The following is a 13628-nucleotide window of genomic DNA, read 5'->3' on the forward strand; positions in this document are numbered from 1 at the left end:
CGAGGTCCACCCATGGCCGACGTACGGGAGCCCACCGCCACGAGGGCCCGGGCCGCCGGGCTCTCCGACGCGGAGGTACGGCTCGCCGAACTCGCCTGGATCAGGGACGAGATCACCCACGGACCCGACGCCGAGGCGACGGAGAGACAGCACGCCCGGGGCAAGCTCACCGCCCGCGAGCGCATCAACCTGCTGCTCGACGACGGCTCCTTCACGGAGGTCGAACCCATGCGGCGGCACCGGGCGGCCGGCTTCGGGCTCGAGCGGAACCGACCGTACACGGACGGCGTGGTCACCGGCTGGGGCACCGTGCACGGCCGTTCCGTCTTCGTCTACGCCCACGACTTCCGCATCTTCGGCGGCGCGCTCGGCGAGGCGCACGCGGAGAAGATCCACAAGGTGATGGACCTGGCGGCGGCGGCCGGCGCCCCGCTGGTGGGCCTGTGCGACGGGGCGGGCGCCCGGATCCAGGAGGGCGTGACCGCGCTCGCCGGATACGGCGGCATCTTCTCCCGCAACACCCGGTCATCGGGGGTCATCCCGCAGATCAGCGTGGTGGTCGGCCCCTGCGCGGGAGGCGCCGCCTACTCGCCGGCGCTCACCGACTTCGTCTTCATGGTCCACAACGTCTCCCAGATGTGCATTACGGGACCCGACGTCGTGGAGGCCGTGACCGGATCGCGTACGACCCTGGACGAGCTGGGCGGCGCCGACGTCCACGCGCGAAAGACAGGAGTGGCCGGCTTCGTCTACGAGAACGAGGAGAGCTGCCTGGAGGAGGTGCGCTTCCTGCTCTCCCTGCTCCCGTCGAACAACCGTGAACTCCCGCCCGTGGTGGAGACCGCCGACCCGCCCGACCGCAGCTGCGAGCGGCTGCGGGACCTCGTCCCGGCCGACCCGCAGGCGGCGTACGACATGCGGGCGGTCATCGCCGAGGTGGTGGACGAGGGCGAGTTCTTCGAGGTGCACGAGGCCTGGGCGGAGAACGTGATCTGCGCGCTGGCCCGCCTCGACGGGCATGTGGTCGGGATCGTGGCCAACCAGCCGCAGACGCTGGCAGGGGTGCTGAACATCCACGCCGCGGAGAAGGCCGCCCGGTTCGTGACCATCTGCGACGCCTTCAGTATTCCGCTGGTGACGCTGGTGGACGTACCCGGCTTCCTGCCCGGCATCGACGAGGAGCACGGCGGCATCATCCGGCACGGCGCCAAGCTGCTCTACGCCTACTGCAACGCGACCGTGCCGCGCGTCTCCCTGGTCCTGCGCAAGGCGTACGGCGGCGCCTACATCGTCATGGACTCGCGGGCGATCGGCGCCGACCTCGCCTTCGCCTGGCCGACGAACGAGATCGCGGTGATGGGGGCGGAGGGCGCGGCGAACATCGTCTTCCGGCGCGAGATCGCGGCGTCCGACCAGCCGGAGGCCACGCGGGAGCGGCTGGTGGAGCAGTACAAGTCCGAGCTGATGCATCCGTACTACGCGGCCGCGCGCGGCCTGATCGACAACGTCATCGACCCCGCCGAGACCCGTACCGTGCTCATCCGGTCGCTGGCCGTACTCCGGACGAAACACGCCGACCTGCCGTCCCGCAAGCACGGCATCCCGCCGCTCTGATGGGCACGCCGGACCGCCGCCGGATGCCCGGCCCGTTGCGCCTGCTCGCCGCTGTCGTGGCGGCGATCGCCGCCTTGGTGGGCGCGGCGGTACCCGCTGCCGACGATTCGCCGTTCTGGGTCGACCCGGAGAGCGACGCGGCGCGCCAGGCCGAGCAGTGGGCGTCGGAGGGGCGCGCGGACGACGCCCGGCTGGTGCGGCGGATCGCCGGTCACCCGCAGGCGGCCTGGGTGGCGGGCAACAACCCCCGGCCCGACGTGGCGCGCGTCATGGCCGGAGCGGGGAAGGCGGGGAAGACGGCGGTGCTCGTCGCGTACAACATCCCCCACCGCGACTGCGGCCAGCACTCCGCTGGCGGGGCACCGGACGGCGGGCGGTATCTCGACTGGGTCGGGGAGTTTGCCGAGGAGATCGGGGACGGCGAGGCGATTGTGGTGCTCGAGCCGGACGCGGTGCCGCACATGGTGGACGGGTGCACCCCGCGGGACGTCGCGGGCGAGCGGACGACGCTGCTGTCGAAGGCGGTCGCCCGGCTCAAGGAACAGCCCCGGACGAAGGTCTATCTGGACGCGGGGAACTCCGGCTGGATCCGCGATCCGTGGCAACTGGCGGAGCGGCTGCGGGAGTCCGGGATCGCCCGCTCCGACGGCTTCGCGCTCAACACCGCCAACTTCCAGACCAGCGCGGACCTGAAGGCGTACGGCGGCAAGATCTCCGGCTTCCTGGAGAACAAGCACTTCATCATCGACACGAGCAGAAACGGCAACGGCCCGCTCGTCGGCGAGTGGTGCAACCCACCGGGCCGGGCCCTGGGAGACCCACCGACGACGAAGACGGACGACCCTCTGGTCGACGCCTACCTGTGGATCAAGAACCCCGGCAAGTCGGACGGCTCCTGCGGCGGCGGCCCGCAGGCGGGGACGTGGTGGCCGGAGTACGCGCTGGGGCTGGCGCGGGCGGCGGAGGAGAAGGAGTCGCGTACGGCTCCGGGGCGGCGCTGAACGCTTACCGCTCAGGTGGCCGGTACCCGGTTGCGCATCGTGCACGTCTCGGCGACGGAATCGACCAAATGTGCGCCTCAACTCGTAATCGGCGTGCAAGGATGCGCGGATGACCGAAAGCCTGCGATTCCCGGAACACGTCTTCGATGCGCTCGGGGTCGACCCGATGGTGCAGGAGGACCTGATCGGCGGCATGATCCGCGTGGTCGTGAAGCGCCCGGCGACGGGCCCGATCACGCTGATGACAGCCGGGGCGTCCCGTCTGCCGACCGACTCGGGGGAGAGAGTCGAGCTGGCCGTCGAAGTGATCGAAGGCCAACTGGGTGCGGCAAGGATCGCCCTGCAGATCGTCTGCGACGACATGGCCACGAACCGAAGGGTGCCTCCCTTCGAAGCCCCGTGGCGCAACAGCGATCCCTTCCTCACCGGCACCCGGATCTCGGCGATCATGGCAACGGGTTCACGCTGGGGCGCGTCGTTCGACGACGTACTCGCCTCCGACGGCACGGTGCTCGGCCACGTCCGTACTCTCCGCCTGCTGACCGACGCCGAGGCGGCCGTCGCGTCGGCCTACGGCTGGGACGCGCTGGTGAAGGCGGCCGGATCGCTCGACGCGCTGCTGGACGTCACGAGGGAAGACGCCGTCGAGGGCGGCGGCATACCGGACAACGCACCGGTCATCCTCTCGAAGCTGCACGACGAACACCCGCCGCGCTGGGTGACCTATTCGGGCTCGGAGCTGCAGTCGCTCACCGGCCTGGAATCCGACGAATACATGGACAACGCAGACAACCACGAGCTGTGGGCGGTCAGTTCCTTCGTCGCACGCTTCCCACACGTTGCCGAATTCGTGCGGAAGGCCCGCCCCGGACAGACGGCGTTGTTCACCGACGCTTCCGGCGCGTACACGCTGGAGGACGACTAGGCGCGGACGACCGGCAGGCCGATACGGCCGTGCGGGGCCGCAGTCGTCCGGCCCCGCACGGTTTGCCCCTCGGGGCTACGGCGTGGGCTCGCCGGTGAGCATGCGGTCGATGACCCGGGCCGTGGCCAGGCCGTCACCGGGTACGCAGAAGTCCTTGACGAACTCGGTGTACTTCTCGCGGTACTCCACTGCGACCTGGTCGATGCCCCGCAGGGCCTTGACCAGGTCCTCGGACGTTTCGAGGAGGGGGCCGGGGGCCCGGGTGGTGAGGTCGAAGTACAGGCCGCGGAGGGTGTCGCGGTAGTGCTCCAGGTCGTAGGTGAAGAAGAGGATCGGCTTGCCCGAGTGGGCGAAGTCGAAGAAGGCCGAGGAGTAGTCGGTGATCAGGACGTCGGCGATGAGGTAGAGGTCGGCGATGTCGGGGTAGCGGGTCACGTCCCAGACGAAGCCCCGGCCGGCGCCGGGGACGTTGTCGTGGACCCGCGGGTGCTTGCGGAAGAGCAGGACGTGGTCGTCGCCGAGTTCGGCCTGGGCGGCGGCCAGGTCGATGCGCAGGTCGAGTTTGTAGAGCTTGCTCTCGTGCCGCTGGTCCTCGCGCCAGGTGGGCGCGTACAGGATCACCTTCTTGCCGTCGGGCAGGCCGAGCCGTTCGCGGACCCGCGCGGCACGGGCCTCGCGGTCGGCGGCGTGGAAGACGTCGTTGCGCGGGTAGCCGGCTTCGAGGAGGTCGCCCTCGATGCTGTAGGCCCGGCGCATGATCTCGGTGGTGTGCGGGTTCGGTGAGACGACGAAGTCGAACTGCCGGTAGCTGTGCGGCAGGCTCGCGATGTACGCGGGGCTCGACTGGGCCGTGCCGAGGAGGTCCTTGCCGACCTTCTTCAGCGGCGTGCCGTGCCACGTCTGTACGACCCGCTGCCCGGGACGGGTGAGGAACCAGTCGCCCACCATCGTGTTGACGACGACGTACCGGCTGCGCGCGAGGGCCTCGTACCAGGCGCGGCTGTCCCGCCGTACGACCCGGGCCTCCGCCGGCATCTCGGGCAGGCCGCCGTCCTGGGTCCAGATGTGTTCGACGTCGGCGCCCCGGCGGACCAGCTCTTCGTACACCGCCCGCGGCGAGTCGGAGAACTGCCGGCCCTCGAGGCTCATGTAGACGACCGCGTCGCGCAGGGGCAGCTTCTGCTGCTGCCGGAAGTACTTCTCGCGCAGCTCGCGCTGCCGGTAGGCGCCGTGTTCGTCGGGGCCGAGGAGGCGTTCCGGCTCGATGAAGAGGCGGTCGAAGTAGCGGCGGTCCACGGTGTACGAGCCCTGCGGGCCGCTGACGTCCAGGGGCAGCTCCCGCACCTGCTCCGGACGTATCGTCACCGGGACGTCACCCGACTTGTCCCAGGCGTCGGCGTCGCGGAAGAACAGATACCAGCGGCCGGGGCACAGGGGCAGTTCGGGGCCGTCGGGCTGCGGGACGGCCTCGGGCGCGATCCGGATCGTGAAGCGCCCGTCCGCGAACTCGGCCGGCGGCTCCTTCTCCTCGAAGCGGATCCCGTGCCGCAGGACGACCTTCTTCTCCCCGGCGGGATACGTGCCCTCGAGCACCAGCCCCCCGGCCTCCGTCACGGTCATCCTGTCGACCACGGGACGGACGGCCCGCGTCACCAGCTGCAGCTTTCCCGGTCCGTCGCGGTGGACGGCCAGCTCGCGGCCGGAGGCGAGCGGATGCCTGCCCGTCGTGAAGTCCTCGGCGAGGACCGGGGTCTGGCCGCGGCCGGTGGCTCCCCGCAGGGTCACCTTGAACTGCCGGGTCTTGATCCCCTCCGGGTCGTCCGCGGTCAGCCGCTCGACGTCGAAGGCGGCCTCGTAGCGGCGGAACGCGTCCTTGGAACCGGACAGGGACGTGAGCGTGCTGCTGAGCTTCGTGTCACCCTCGACGATGTCGAGGTCGGTGGGCGGCTTGGCGCCGGGCCGCACCCGGATGACCAGCCGCAGCTCGCCGTCCGTGACGGTGAAGGACTCGATCTCGGCCGTGGGCTGCTGCACCGTGATGCCCACGGCGTTCTTGGTGAAGCCGACGACGAGGCGTACGCCGTCCGCCAGATGACTCACCTGGTTGTGCCCGGCCGTGCCCGCGTCCCGCTGGCGCACCCGCGAGGAGTAGGTCCCGCCCGGCCCCTTGAGCTCCACGTTCAGGAACCACTGGCCGGCGCCGTCCTCGGCGAGTTCGCGCAGCCGGCGGGCGGGGACGACGATCTCGAAGCCCGTACGGTCGTAGCAGTGCAGGGCCTGCCCGGAGGCGACGGTGGCCTGCTCGCTCCGCGTACGGCGCATGCGCAGCTTGATCCGGCGGCCGGACTCGGCCTCCTCCAGCACCGCGGACCGGCCCAGGAGGCGGCCCGACGGACGCGGCAGGTTCGCGATGAACGCGTACCCCTCCCACACGAGGTCGTCGCCGCGCCAGCCGACCGACATGAGCTGCGCCGTCACCGGCAGATCGCGCTCCGTGAGCGCGGTGATGCGGTCGGGCAGCTTCAGGTCCCGCAGCCCCGGCAGCTCCAGCCGGGGGCTTCGGCCGCCCGTCACCTGGAAGGCGTTCGGGTCCCTGCGCTGGTGGCGGACCACCGCGTCGAGGTCCTCGGCGCGGCTCTCGGCGGCGAGATGCCATACGACGCGGTCGAGCGGGGGGAGTTCGGCGAGCGCCTTCGCGCCGTGGGTGTCGAGAAGTTCACGGGCTGTGGTGCACAGTTCCTCGCGCTCGGCCTGCGAACTCTCGGGGAAGAACCGCAGGATCCGCTGCACGCTTGCCGACGCGAGATCGGCGAGAGACTGTGCCATGAGCGACGCCCTTCTTTACCTGTCCACGGATTTCAAGTCACCGCACGTTAACTGAGTTGTTCGCGTGTCGCACGCTTCGCGTAATAACAGTGCGAACACATGGATGTACGGCCTTACGAAGCGTTACCGGACGGTGACCGAACGGGCGCGTGCAGGGGCCCGGGGTCTTGCCGGGACGTCACCCGGCGTGTTCTTGTGGTGGCGTTCATGAGCGGAAGGTGCGAGGTGACATCGACGGCCGGTGCCGACGGGCAGTTGCTGGCCGTCAGTGACCTCCACATCGGGTACAAGGAGAACCGCGCCCTCGTCGAGGCCATGCGCCCCGGGTCCGACGACGACTGGCTGCTGGTGGCCGGAGACGTCTCCGAGACCCTCGCCGACATCCGCTGGGCGCTCAAGACGCTGGCGGGCCGGTTCCGCACGGTCGTCTGGGCGCCGGGCAACCACGAGCTGTGGACCCATCCCCGCGACACCGTCGCCCTGCGCGGCGTCGCCCGGTACGGGCAGCTGGTGGACCTCTGCCGCGAGCTGGGGGTGATCACCCCCGAGGACCCGTACCCCGTGTGGCGCGGGCCCGGGGGGCCGGTGGTCGTCGCGCCGCTGTTCCTGCTGTACGACTACAGCTTCCTCCCGGCCGGCTCCACCACCAAGGAGGAGGGGCTGGCCCACGCGCACCGGACGGGCGTCGTCTGCACCGACGAGTACCTGCTGCACCCCGATCCGTATCCGAGCCGCGAGGCCTGGTGCCGGGACCGGGTCGCCGAGACCGGGCGCAGGCTCGCCGAACTCCCCGGTGACCTGCCCGTCGTCCTCGTCAACCACTATCCGCTGCACCGCCACCCGACGGACGTCCTGTGGCACCCGGAGTTCGCCATGTGGTGCGGTACGGCGCTGACCGGCGACTGGCACCGGCGTTTCCCGGTCGCCGCCATGGTCTACGGGCATCTGCACATCCCGCGGACGACGCACCACGAGGGCGTCCGCTTCGAGGAGGTGTCCGTCGGCTACCCCCGCGAGTGGCGCGAGCGCCCGCATCCGCCGGGACGGCTGCGGCGCATCCTCCCGGCGGACGAAGCCTCCTGAGCCGGTCGGCGGCCGCATGGACGCGTCACGATCCCGTGACGTGGCCGGGGGACGATCGCGGTGTGATGAGTCCGCCGAGCAACGCCGAACCAGCCGCGATACCGGGCGCCGGGTATTTCGTCTGCGTCCTGACGGTCCGACCGCACGACGGCCGCGTGCTCTACCAGGTGCGGTACCGGTCGGGCCCGTCGCCGTCCTCGCCGTCGGCGGAGCGCGTCTTCAGGACGTTCGACGCCGAGGAGCTCTTCGCCCTGATCCGGGTGTTCTCGGAGAAGCTGTAGCGAGGGCCTGTCAGTCCCCGTTCCCGGGTGGATCGTCGCCGGTGTCGGTGGCTCCTGGGGCGGGTGACTCTGTCCCGTCGGAGTCCCCGTCGTACGAGGGGATGTATCCCGCCCGGCGGAACGCCACCCACGCCCGGCTGCTCCGCGGACTCTCCTCCTGCGCGTACGGATCCGGGACCGGGACCATGATCTCGATCCGGGGCGGCCAGAGCCCGCCGCCCGCCCGGGTCAGCGGGATACGGTCCCCGTGCTGCTCCCGCGCGACCAGGCCCACGACGACGTCCGCGCGGTAGGTGTTGAAGACCATCTCCGTCTCCGGAGGGAACAGCGCCCGCAGCCGCTCGCGGGCGTAGTCGCCCTGCGCGGGGAGATAGCCGGCGGGCGGCAGATCCTCGAACCCCAGGTCCGCCAGGCCGAGCATCGGCACGTCGGCCACCCGGCCCTGGAGCACGGCCAGGGCGTTCCGCAGCAGGCCGGCCGGCTCGCGGCTCTTGCGGGCGCGCATCAGGCGCAGCGCCTGCGTCAGCTGATCGGACACGTCGGCCCGTACGGACGGCGCCATCGGCGCGCCGGGGGCGGGCGTCGCGCCCGCGCCCGGCCAGACCGCGTTGAGCTGGTCCTGGAACTGCAGGAGCTGGGCCACGAACACCTGCCACGGCCGCATCGCCAGCCGGTTCATCCAGCCGGACTCCGGCGGGCTCTGCACCCGGTCGCGACGGGCCGCCCACACGTCCGGCACGAATCCGTCGCCGTCGCGCAGGAGCAGACCGATGCCCAGCGGGCCGGTGGCGGGCCCCGTCGGGACCGCCCAGTCGGCCGTGGTGATCGGCCGGCCCCGGTCGGCGGCGGAGTCCCGGTCGGACGCGGCGATGACCGGGTTGCCCGCCGAGCGCTCCTGCTCGAAGTACCAGGACGCCACGCGGTTACGGAACGCCGCCGACGTCGGGTCCAGTCCCGCCGGCAGGGGGAGCGGGGCGAGCCGGACGCCGACCGCCTCGCCGATGAACGCGGTGGTCCCGGCCGGGGCCTCGCACGGGTCGACGCAGACGTCGCCGTAGCTGTTCTCCGGGCCGAACGGCTCGTCCCTCTCGAAGAGTTCGACCCGCCACACGAGGGTCTGCCCGGGGCCGGGCAGGTCCACCTCGAGGGTCGACGAGGACAGCAGGATCCGGCCGTCGGCGTCGACGGCGAGGCCCGGCTGCACGGCGAGCTTCGTCGGCGGCTCGCCAGGGGCCGTGGACGTGGTCCTCAGCCCGTACCCGGATACGACGCCGGGGTCGCCGGCCAGGCCGAGCGCGCGGGTGAGGGCCTGGGTGTAGAGCTGGATCTGCTGGAGGTGCACCGCGCGCAGGAACAGCCCGTCGAACGGGTTCAGCCGGGCGATCTCGGGCGTCGTCATGGTGCGTCTCCCGCGTCGGTGCTGTCGGTGTCGGTGCCGGTGTCCGGGCGGCTCGCCCGCAGGGTCAGCACCGCGTCGTGACCGTCGTCCTCGCCGCCCGGGGGACCGGAGACCAGTCCCGCGAGCGGCACCCGGGGCTCCGCCCCGAACACCGGCGTCGGGCCGGTGCCCCGGACGATGACCCGGACCAGGTCGTACGCGGGCGGGTCGTGCAGGACGACGGTCAGGGTGAGCGCGTCGGGGTCGTGCTCGATACGGGCGATGTCCTCACGCACCCAGCCGTTCTCCGACAGCGACGTCACCGCCACCGGGTGGTCCGCGAGCGACCCGCGCAGCAGCGGCGCCGTCACGCCCAGCCGCAGCACCCTCGGCTGCGGCCACTCCGCCTCACGCTCCACCCGCGGGCCGCCGGCATCCGCGGCCGTGCCCGAACCCATCAGGGCCGGGGCCAGACCGCAGACGAGGTCCGCGACGGTGACCGTCGGCAGCAGCGTCGGGCGGCCCCGCAGGTCGACGTCGTGGTCGATCACCCGCAGCTGGTCGCCGTAGCCCCGCACCCGTACCCGCAGCCCGGCCAGCATGACCGCGCCCGGCTCGTCCCGCGGGAACAGCGAGGGCTCGTCCCCCTCGGCGGTGAACGGCGTCAGATCCGCCGCGTCCTCGGCCGCGAGCCGGTGGAAGGCGTCCAGCAGGGCGGCGGCGCGCTCGCTCCCGGGCAGCCCCGCGACCCGGGCCGCCTCGCGGGCCGCGCGGCAGTCGGCGAGGTCGCCGGGGGCGGTCCCGTCCAGCCCGAGCAGGACCCGCACCCGGTGATACGGCGCGGGCGGCGGCGACGGGCAGCGTCCCGGCCGCAGCTCGAGCCGGACCCGCTCCACCACCCGCGAGTCCGAGGTGTGCCGCCGGGACAGGTCGCACGGGTCGGCGAGCGCCGGCACCGGGGACGCCGGGCACGGCGCGAAGCGGACGGCGAGGCAGGCCTCGACGACACGCTCGTCGTCGCAGCTCTCCACCGTGCCCTCACCGGCGAAGTTCCGCACCAGCGTGGCCAGGTCGGCGCACCAGTCACCGCCCAGATACAGCTCGCGGCCCAGTCCGTCGACCGCCAGCCCCGAGGACACCCGCAGCGTGTGCGTCCCGGCCGCGGTGTCCGTGTCCACACCGACCCGGTAGCCGTGGACGACGCCGCTGCCGTGCAGCCAGGCGTTGTGCAGCATCAGCTTGCCGCGGGCGTTGCCGATGAGGGTGTGGAAGTCGTCCTCGCCGAGGAGCATCCCGAACCGGGCGCGCAGCGCCAGGAAGGGATTGACCGGCAGATCGGCGTCCCGGCCGCCGTCGTGGCCGACGGGTGTCCCGTCGCAGCTGCTCATGAGCGCCCCTCCCCGTGCTCCGGCTCCTCGCTGTGGCACCGGGGAGGCTCACCCGGATACGGCTGCGCGGCCTTCGCGTACTCGCGGCGGATCGCGTGCAGCAGATGGGCCCGGGTGATGGGGCCGCCGTCCGGCGCAGCGAGGAAGGCGGCGCCCAGGGCCGCGTTGCGGATCCAGGCGCCGGACATCTGATACATACGGGCGAGGACGTCCGGGTCCACGTCGGCGGCGAGCCGGGCGGGTCCGGGCAGATGCAGCCGCCACAGCCGGGCGCGCAGGGCCGTGTCCGGGAGACCGAACTCGACCACGAAGTCCATCCGCCGCAGGAACGCCGCGTCGATGTTCCGCCGGAGGTTGGACGTGAGGACGACGAGCCCGTCGAATCCGTCCATCCGCTGCAGCAGATACGCGGTCTCGAGGTTCGCGTAGCGGTCGTTCGCGTCCTTGATCTGCGTCCGCGTGCCGAACAGCGCGTCCGCCTCGTCCAGCAGCAGGACCGCCTGGGTGCGCTCCGCGACGTCGAAGGCGGCGGCCAGGTTCTTCTCCGTCTCGCCGATCCACTTCGACACCAGGCGGGCCACGTCGACCAGCAGCAGATCCGTCCGCGCGGCGCTGGCGACGGCCGCCGCCGCCAGCGACTTGCCCGTGCCGGGAGGGCCGGTGAAGAGCAGCCGGACGCCGCGCCCGGCCCGTACCCGCTCGGCGAATCCCCAGTCCTGGAGGACCAGCTGCCGGTGGTCCAGCCGGGACACCGCGTCCCGGAGCTGCCGGGCCGGCTCCGGCGGCAGGACGAGGCGGTCCCAGGGGACGTCCGGGGAGCTCAGGCTCACGCCCGGCGGCAGGATGATGGCGGCCCGGCCGCGGATCGCCGCCGAGACGTCCTCGAGCTGCGGCTGCGCGCCGAGGTGGTGCCGGCCGCGCAGATCGGCGGCCACCACGGCCGTGAGCGCCGGGTCCAGCGGATGGCGCATCGCCAGCACGGCCGCGAGGGACCGCAGCTGCGGCACGCCCTGCGACCAGGCGCGGCGATGGTCGTCCGGGGCGAGCGGCCCCAGCGGCACGGTCAGCACCGGACGCGGGTCCGTCGGCCGGAACGACCCGGGCCGCCCGCAGACCAGGGCGGGACCCCGCAGCCAGGACAGGTCCAGCGGGGCGGCCGTGCCCTCCTGCCGCGGGGCGGTGACACAGAACACCGGGACGGCATCCCGTACCGCCGCGTGCGCCGCGAGCAGCCGGGCGCCCGCGGTGTCGTCCGCGGCGACCCGGGCGGCGAGCAGCCGCATGCCGGCGGCGGCCGCCATCGCCGCGCACCGGCTCATGACCACGGCCTCGTCCTCGCCCGTGAGCACCACCGTCCGCGCCACCGGCGACGGCAGCGCGGCGACCGCCCGGCGCACGGCGGGCAGCCGCAGCCAGCCGTCCAGCCCCGGCGGCGGCGCCCCGGCCGGCACCCTGGCCAGGGCGGCAGGCCAGGCGTCCCAGCCGTGCAGCGCCTCCCACAGCGCCGGCGCCGGCTCGACGGAACGCTCGAACAGGGGGCCGTCCCCGACGGTGCGTACAAGGCCCTCGTCGATCACCCCGCCGGGTGCGCACAGGCGGCGGATCAGCGGGCGGCCGTCACCGTCGGGATCCGCGAGCAGCGCGGCCAGACCCAGCGTCGGACGGGGCTCGCCCTGCGGGTGCAGGGCCCGGAACGTGCCCGCCAGCCCCTCGTGTTCCTCGGGCAGACCCGCGAGCAGCAGCAGGTCCCGGGCCACCGTGCCCAGCCCGTACCGCGTCCGCAGCCGCTCCAGCGGGGGCGACGGGTCGGCCGGTCCCGGGCCGGTGCGTCCCGTGTGCTCGGCCCACGACCGGAGGAACGTCACGGTCGGTGCGGCCGGCCCGGTCGCGCAGGTGGCCTCGACCAGGTCGGCGATCCGCAGCGCCACGTGCGCGGCCCGGGCGGTCAGGCCCCGGCTGGTGCGGTGCTGCGGCAGGTCCACATCCGGCAGCACCGCCTGCGCGTCATGGAGGATCGTCATGACCAACAGCTTCGTGACGGACCGTCACCCACGCGTGATGCGACACCTGTTGGCTGAGCCCGATCCGCAGACGCTCACACATAGCGATAGCGCACGACGCAGCCGAGCCACCACACCCATCCCGGGTCGAGGTCCAGCCCCGCCACCCGGACGTCGACGTCCACCTCGTCCAGCGGGAGTACGGCCTCGATCCAGCCGGGGTCGAAGACGATCTCCCCCCGGCGCGCGGCCAGGGCCCGTACCGTCACCGGGCCCGCCTCCGGGGGCCGGCCCAGCGCCTCGGCCGCCGCCCGGGCCCAGCGCCCGGCGAGTTCGCCGACCGCGCACCGCTCGTCTGGCGAGGCGGGCGGGGCGACCCGCAGGGGCGAGGGCTCCAGCGGGTCGAGTCCGGCGAACGCGGCCAGCGCCGGGTCGTCACCGGCCGCCGGGACCAGGGTGAGGGCCACGCCCTGGAGCACCCACGGCAGGGACCGGCCGGCGAGGGCGGGCGTCGCGAGGACGGCGTGGGGCAGGCCCACGGCTGGTGCGAGGGCGAGCAGGAACAGCAGTCCGGCCCATCGGGTGGGCAGGCCCCGGGGGTTGGGGGTCGCGGTGTCGTCCTTCGGCTCCGGGGCGCGGGGAGCGTCCGCCGGGGTCGTCGACACCGGTACGGGACTTCCCGGGCGTTCTGAACCGCCTACGCTCCCAACATCCCCCACCCGCCCGGACGGAGCCCCGAGCCGTCGGGCCACCTCGCCCACCACCGCACCGCCCGACGGCCGCCCCAGCACCGACGGATCGACCTCCGCGAGCACCAGCGCCGCCCACGCCACGGCGTCGGCCCCGTCCAGACGCAGCCGGGACCGGGCCACCGCCCGCGCCAGCACGGACCGTCCAAGCACCTCATCCACCAACCGCCCCCGCACGACGGCGGATTCCGGCGCCACACCGCCCGCGACGGCCGAAGGCCGGACACCCCCCGACGAAGCCGGCGCCACACCGCCTCCGACGACGGCCTCCCCGACAAGACCGTGCGCATCACCGTCGCCGGCGGAAAGGTCACCCCGCCCCCCGGCCGGATCGAGCTCAACCGGGGTGACCGCGTCGCCCTCGTCGTCACCACCGACCGCGC

At 73.1% G+C, this 13628-nt stretch carries 10 protein-coding genes; 5 read left to right on the top strand and 5 right to left on the bottom strand.

The genetic code is table 11. The features are described from left to right. The first annotated feature begins 12 nt into the window (after positions 1 to 12). The 3 genes from SRB5_RS23900 (at position 13) to SRB5_RS23910 (ending at position 3540) form a co-directional block, all read left to right on the top strand. A complete protein-coding gene (locus tag SRB5_RS23900; RefSeq protein WP_153455421.1) occupies positions 13 to 1614 on the top strand; it encodes an acyl-CoA carboxylase subunit beta in 1602 nt (533 codons plus the stop codon). Continuing rightward, positions 1614 to 2615, top strand: coding sequence for a glycoside hydrolase family 6 protein (locus SRB5_RS23905; RefSeq protein WP_153455423.1), 1002 nt, complete (start codon positions 1614 to 1616; stop codon positions 2613 to 2615). Before SRB5_RS23900 ends, SRB5_RS23905 begins: the two co-directional genes overlap by 1 nt. A 109-nt stretch (positions 2616 to 2724) precedes the next feature. Further along, positions 2725 to 3540, top strand: coding sequence for a suppressor of fused domain protein (locus tag SRB5_RS23910; protein WP_153455425.1), 816 nt, complete (start codon positions 2725 to 2727; stop codon positions 3538 to 3540). 75 nt (positions 3541 to 3615) lie between these two features. Here SRB5_RS23910 and SRB5_RS23915 read toward each other — a convergent pair whose 3' ends face one another. Then, positions 3616 to 6366, bottom strand: a complete 2751-nt coding sequence (locus tag SRB5_RS23915) for a CDP-glycerol glycerophosphotransferase family protein (protein ID WP_153455427.1) — start codon at positions 6364 to 6366, stop codon at positions 3616 to 3618. A gap of 225 nt (positions 6367 to 6591) precedes the next feature. On the opposite strand from SRB5_RS23915, the gene SRB5_RS23920 reads away from it, so the two are divergent. Both SRB5_RS23920 and SRB5_RS23925 read left to right on the top strand, forming a co-directional pair. Then, the gene (locus SRB5_RS23920) at positions 6592 to 7449 is read left to right on the top strand and encodes a metallophosphoesterase family protein (protein ID WP_323378369.1); all 858 of its coding nucleotides are present in this window, start codon (positions 6592 to 6594) and stop codon (positions 7447 to 7449) included. Between the two features lie 65 nt (positions 7450 to 7514). Continuing rightward, positions 7515 to 7730, top strand: coding sequence for a hypothetical protein (locus SRB5_RS23925; RefSeq protein ID WP_153455431.1), 216 nt, complete (start codon positions 7515 to 7517; stop codon positions 7728 to 7730). A gap of 10 nt (positions 7731 to 7740) precedes the next feature. Here SRB5_RS23925 and SRB5_RS23930 read toward each other — a convergent pair whose 3' ends face one another. The 4 genes from SRB5_RS23930 to SRB5_RS23945 form a co-directional block, all read right to left on the bottom strand. After that, a complete protein-coding gene (locus SRB5_RS23930; RefSeq protein ID WP_153455433.1) occupies positions 7741 to 9129 on the bottom strand; it encodes a hypothetical protein in 1389 nt (462 codons plus the stop codon). Continuing rightward, positions 9126 to 10496, bottom strand: coding sequence for a hypothetical protein (locus SRB5_RS23935; protein WP_153455435.1), 1371 nt, complete (start codon positions 10494 to 10496; stop codon positions 9126 to 9128). Before SRB5_RS23935 ends, SRB5_RS23930 begins: the two co-directional genes overlap by 4 nt. Next, entirely contained in the window at positions 10493 to 12517 is a 2025-nt protein-coding gene (locus SRB5_RS23940) for an ATP-binding protein (RefSeq protein ID WP_153455437.1), read from the bottom strand. The genes SRB5_RS23935 and SRB5_RS23940 overlap by 4 nt, the downstream gene beginning before the upstream one ends. A 74-nt stretch (positions 12518 to 12591) precedes the next feature. Beyond that, a complete protein-coding gene (locus SRB5_RS23945) occupies positions 12592 to 13407 on the bottom strand; it encodes a hypothetical protein (protein WP_153455439.1) in 816 nt (271 codons plus the stop codon). Between the last annotated feature and the right edge of the window lie 221 nt (positions 13408 to 13628).

It is taken from the genome of Streptomyces smaragdinus (assembly GCF_009604385.1).
Classification (GTDB): domain Bacteria; phylum Actinomycetota; class Actinomycetes; order Streptomycetales; family Streptomycetaceae; genus Streptomyces; species Streptomyces smaragdinus.

Excerpts from the sequence above, each read along its gene's own strand:
- SRB5_RS23925 (WP_153455431.1), top strand. The coding sequence starts at position 7,515 with ATGAGTCCGCCGAGCAACGCCGAACCAGCCGCGATACCGGGCGCCGGG.
- SRB5_RS23900 (WP_153455421.1), top strand. The coding sequence starts at position 13 with ATGGCCGACGTACGGGAGCCCACCGCCACGAGGGCCCGGGCCGCCGGG.
- SRB5_RS23905 (WP_153455423.1), top strand. The coding sequence starts at position 1,614 with ATGGGCACGCCGGACCGCCGCCGGATGCCCGGCCCGTTGCGCCTGCTC.
- SRB5_RS23915 (WP_153455427.1), bottom strand. The coding sequence starts at position 6,366 with ATGGCACAGTCTCTCGCCGATCTCGCGTCGGCAAGCGTGCAGCGGATC.
- SRB5_RS23940 (WP_153455437.1), bottom strand. The coding sequence starts at position 12,517 with ATGACGATCCTCCATGACGCGCAGGCGGTGCTGCCGGATGTGGACCTG.
- SRB5_RS23930 (WP_153455433.1), bottom strand. The coding sequence starts at position 9,129 with ATGACGACGCCCGAGATCGCCCGGCTGAACCCGTTCGACGGGCTGTTC.
- SRB5_RS23935 (WP_153455435.1), bottom strand. The coding sequence starts at position 10,496 with ATGAGCAGCTGCGACGGGACACCCGTCGGCCACGACGGCGGCCGGGAC.
- SRB5_RS23910 (WP_153455425.1), top strand. The coding sequence starts at position 2,725 with ATGACCGAAAGCCTGCGATTCCCGGAACACGTCTTCGATGCGCTCGGG.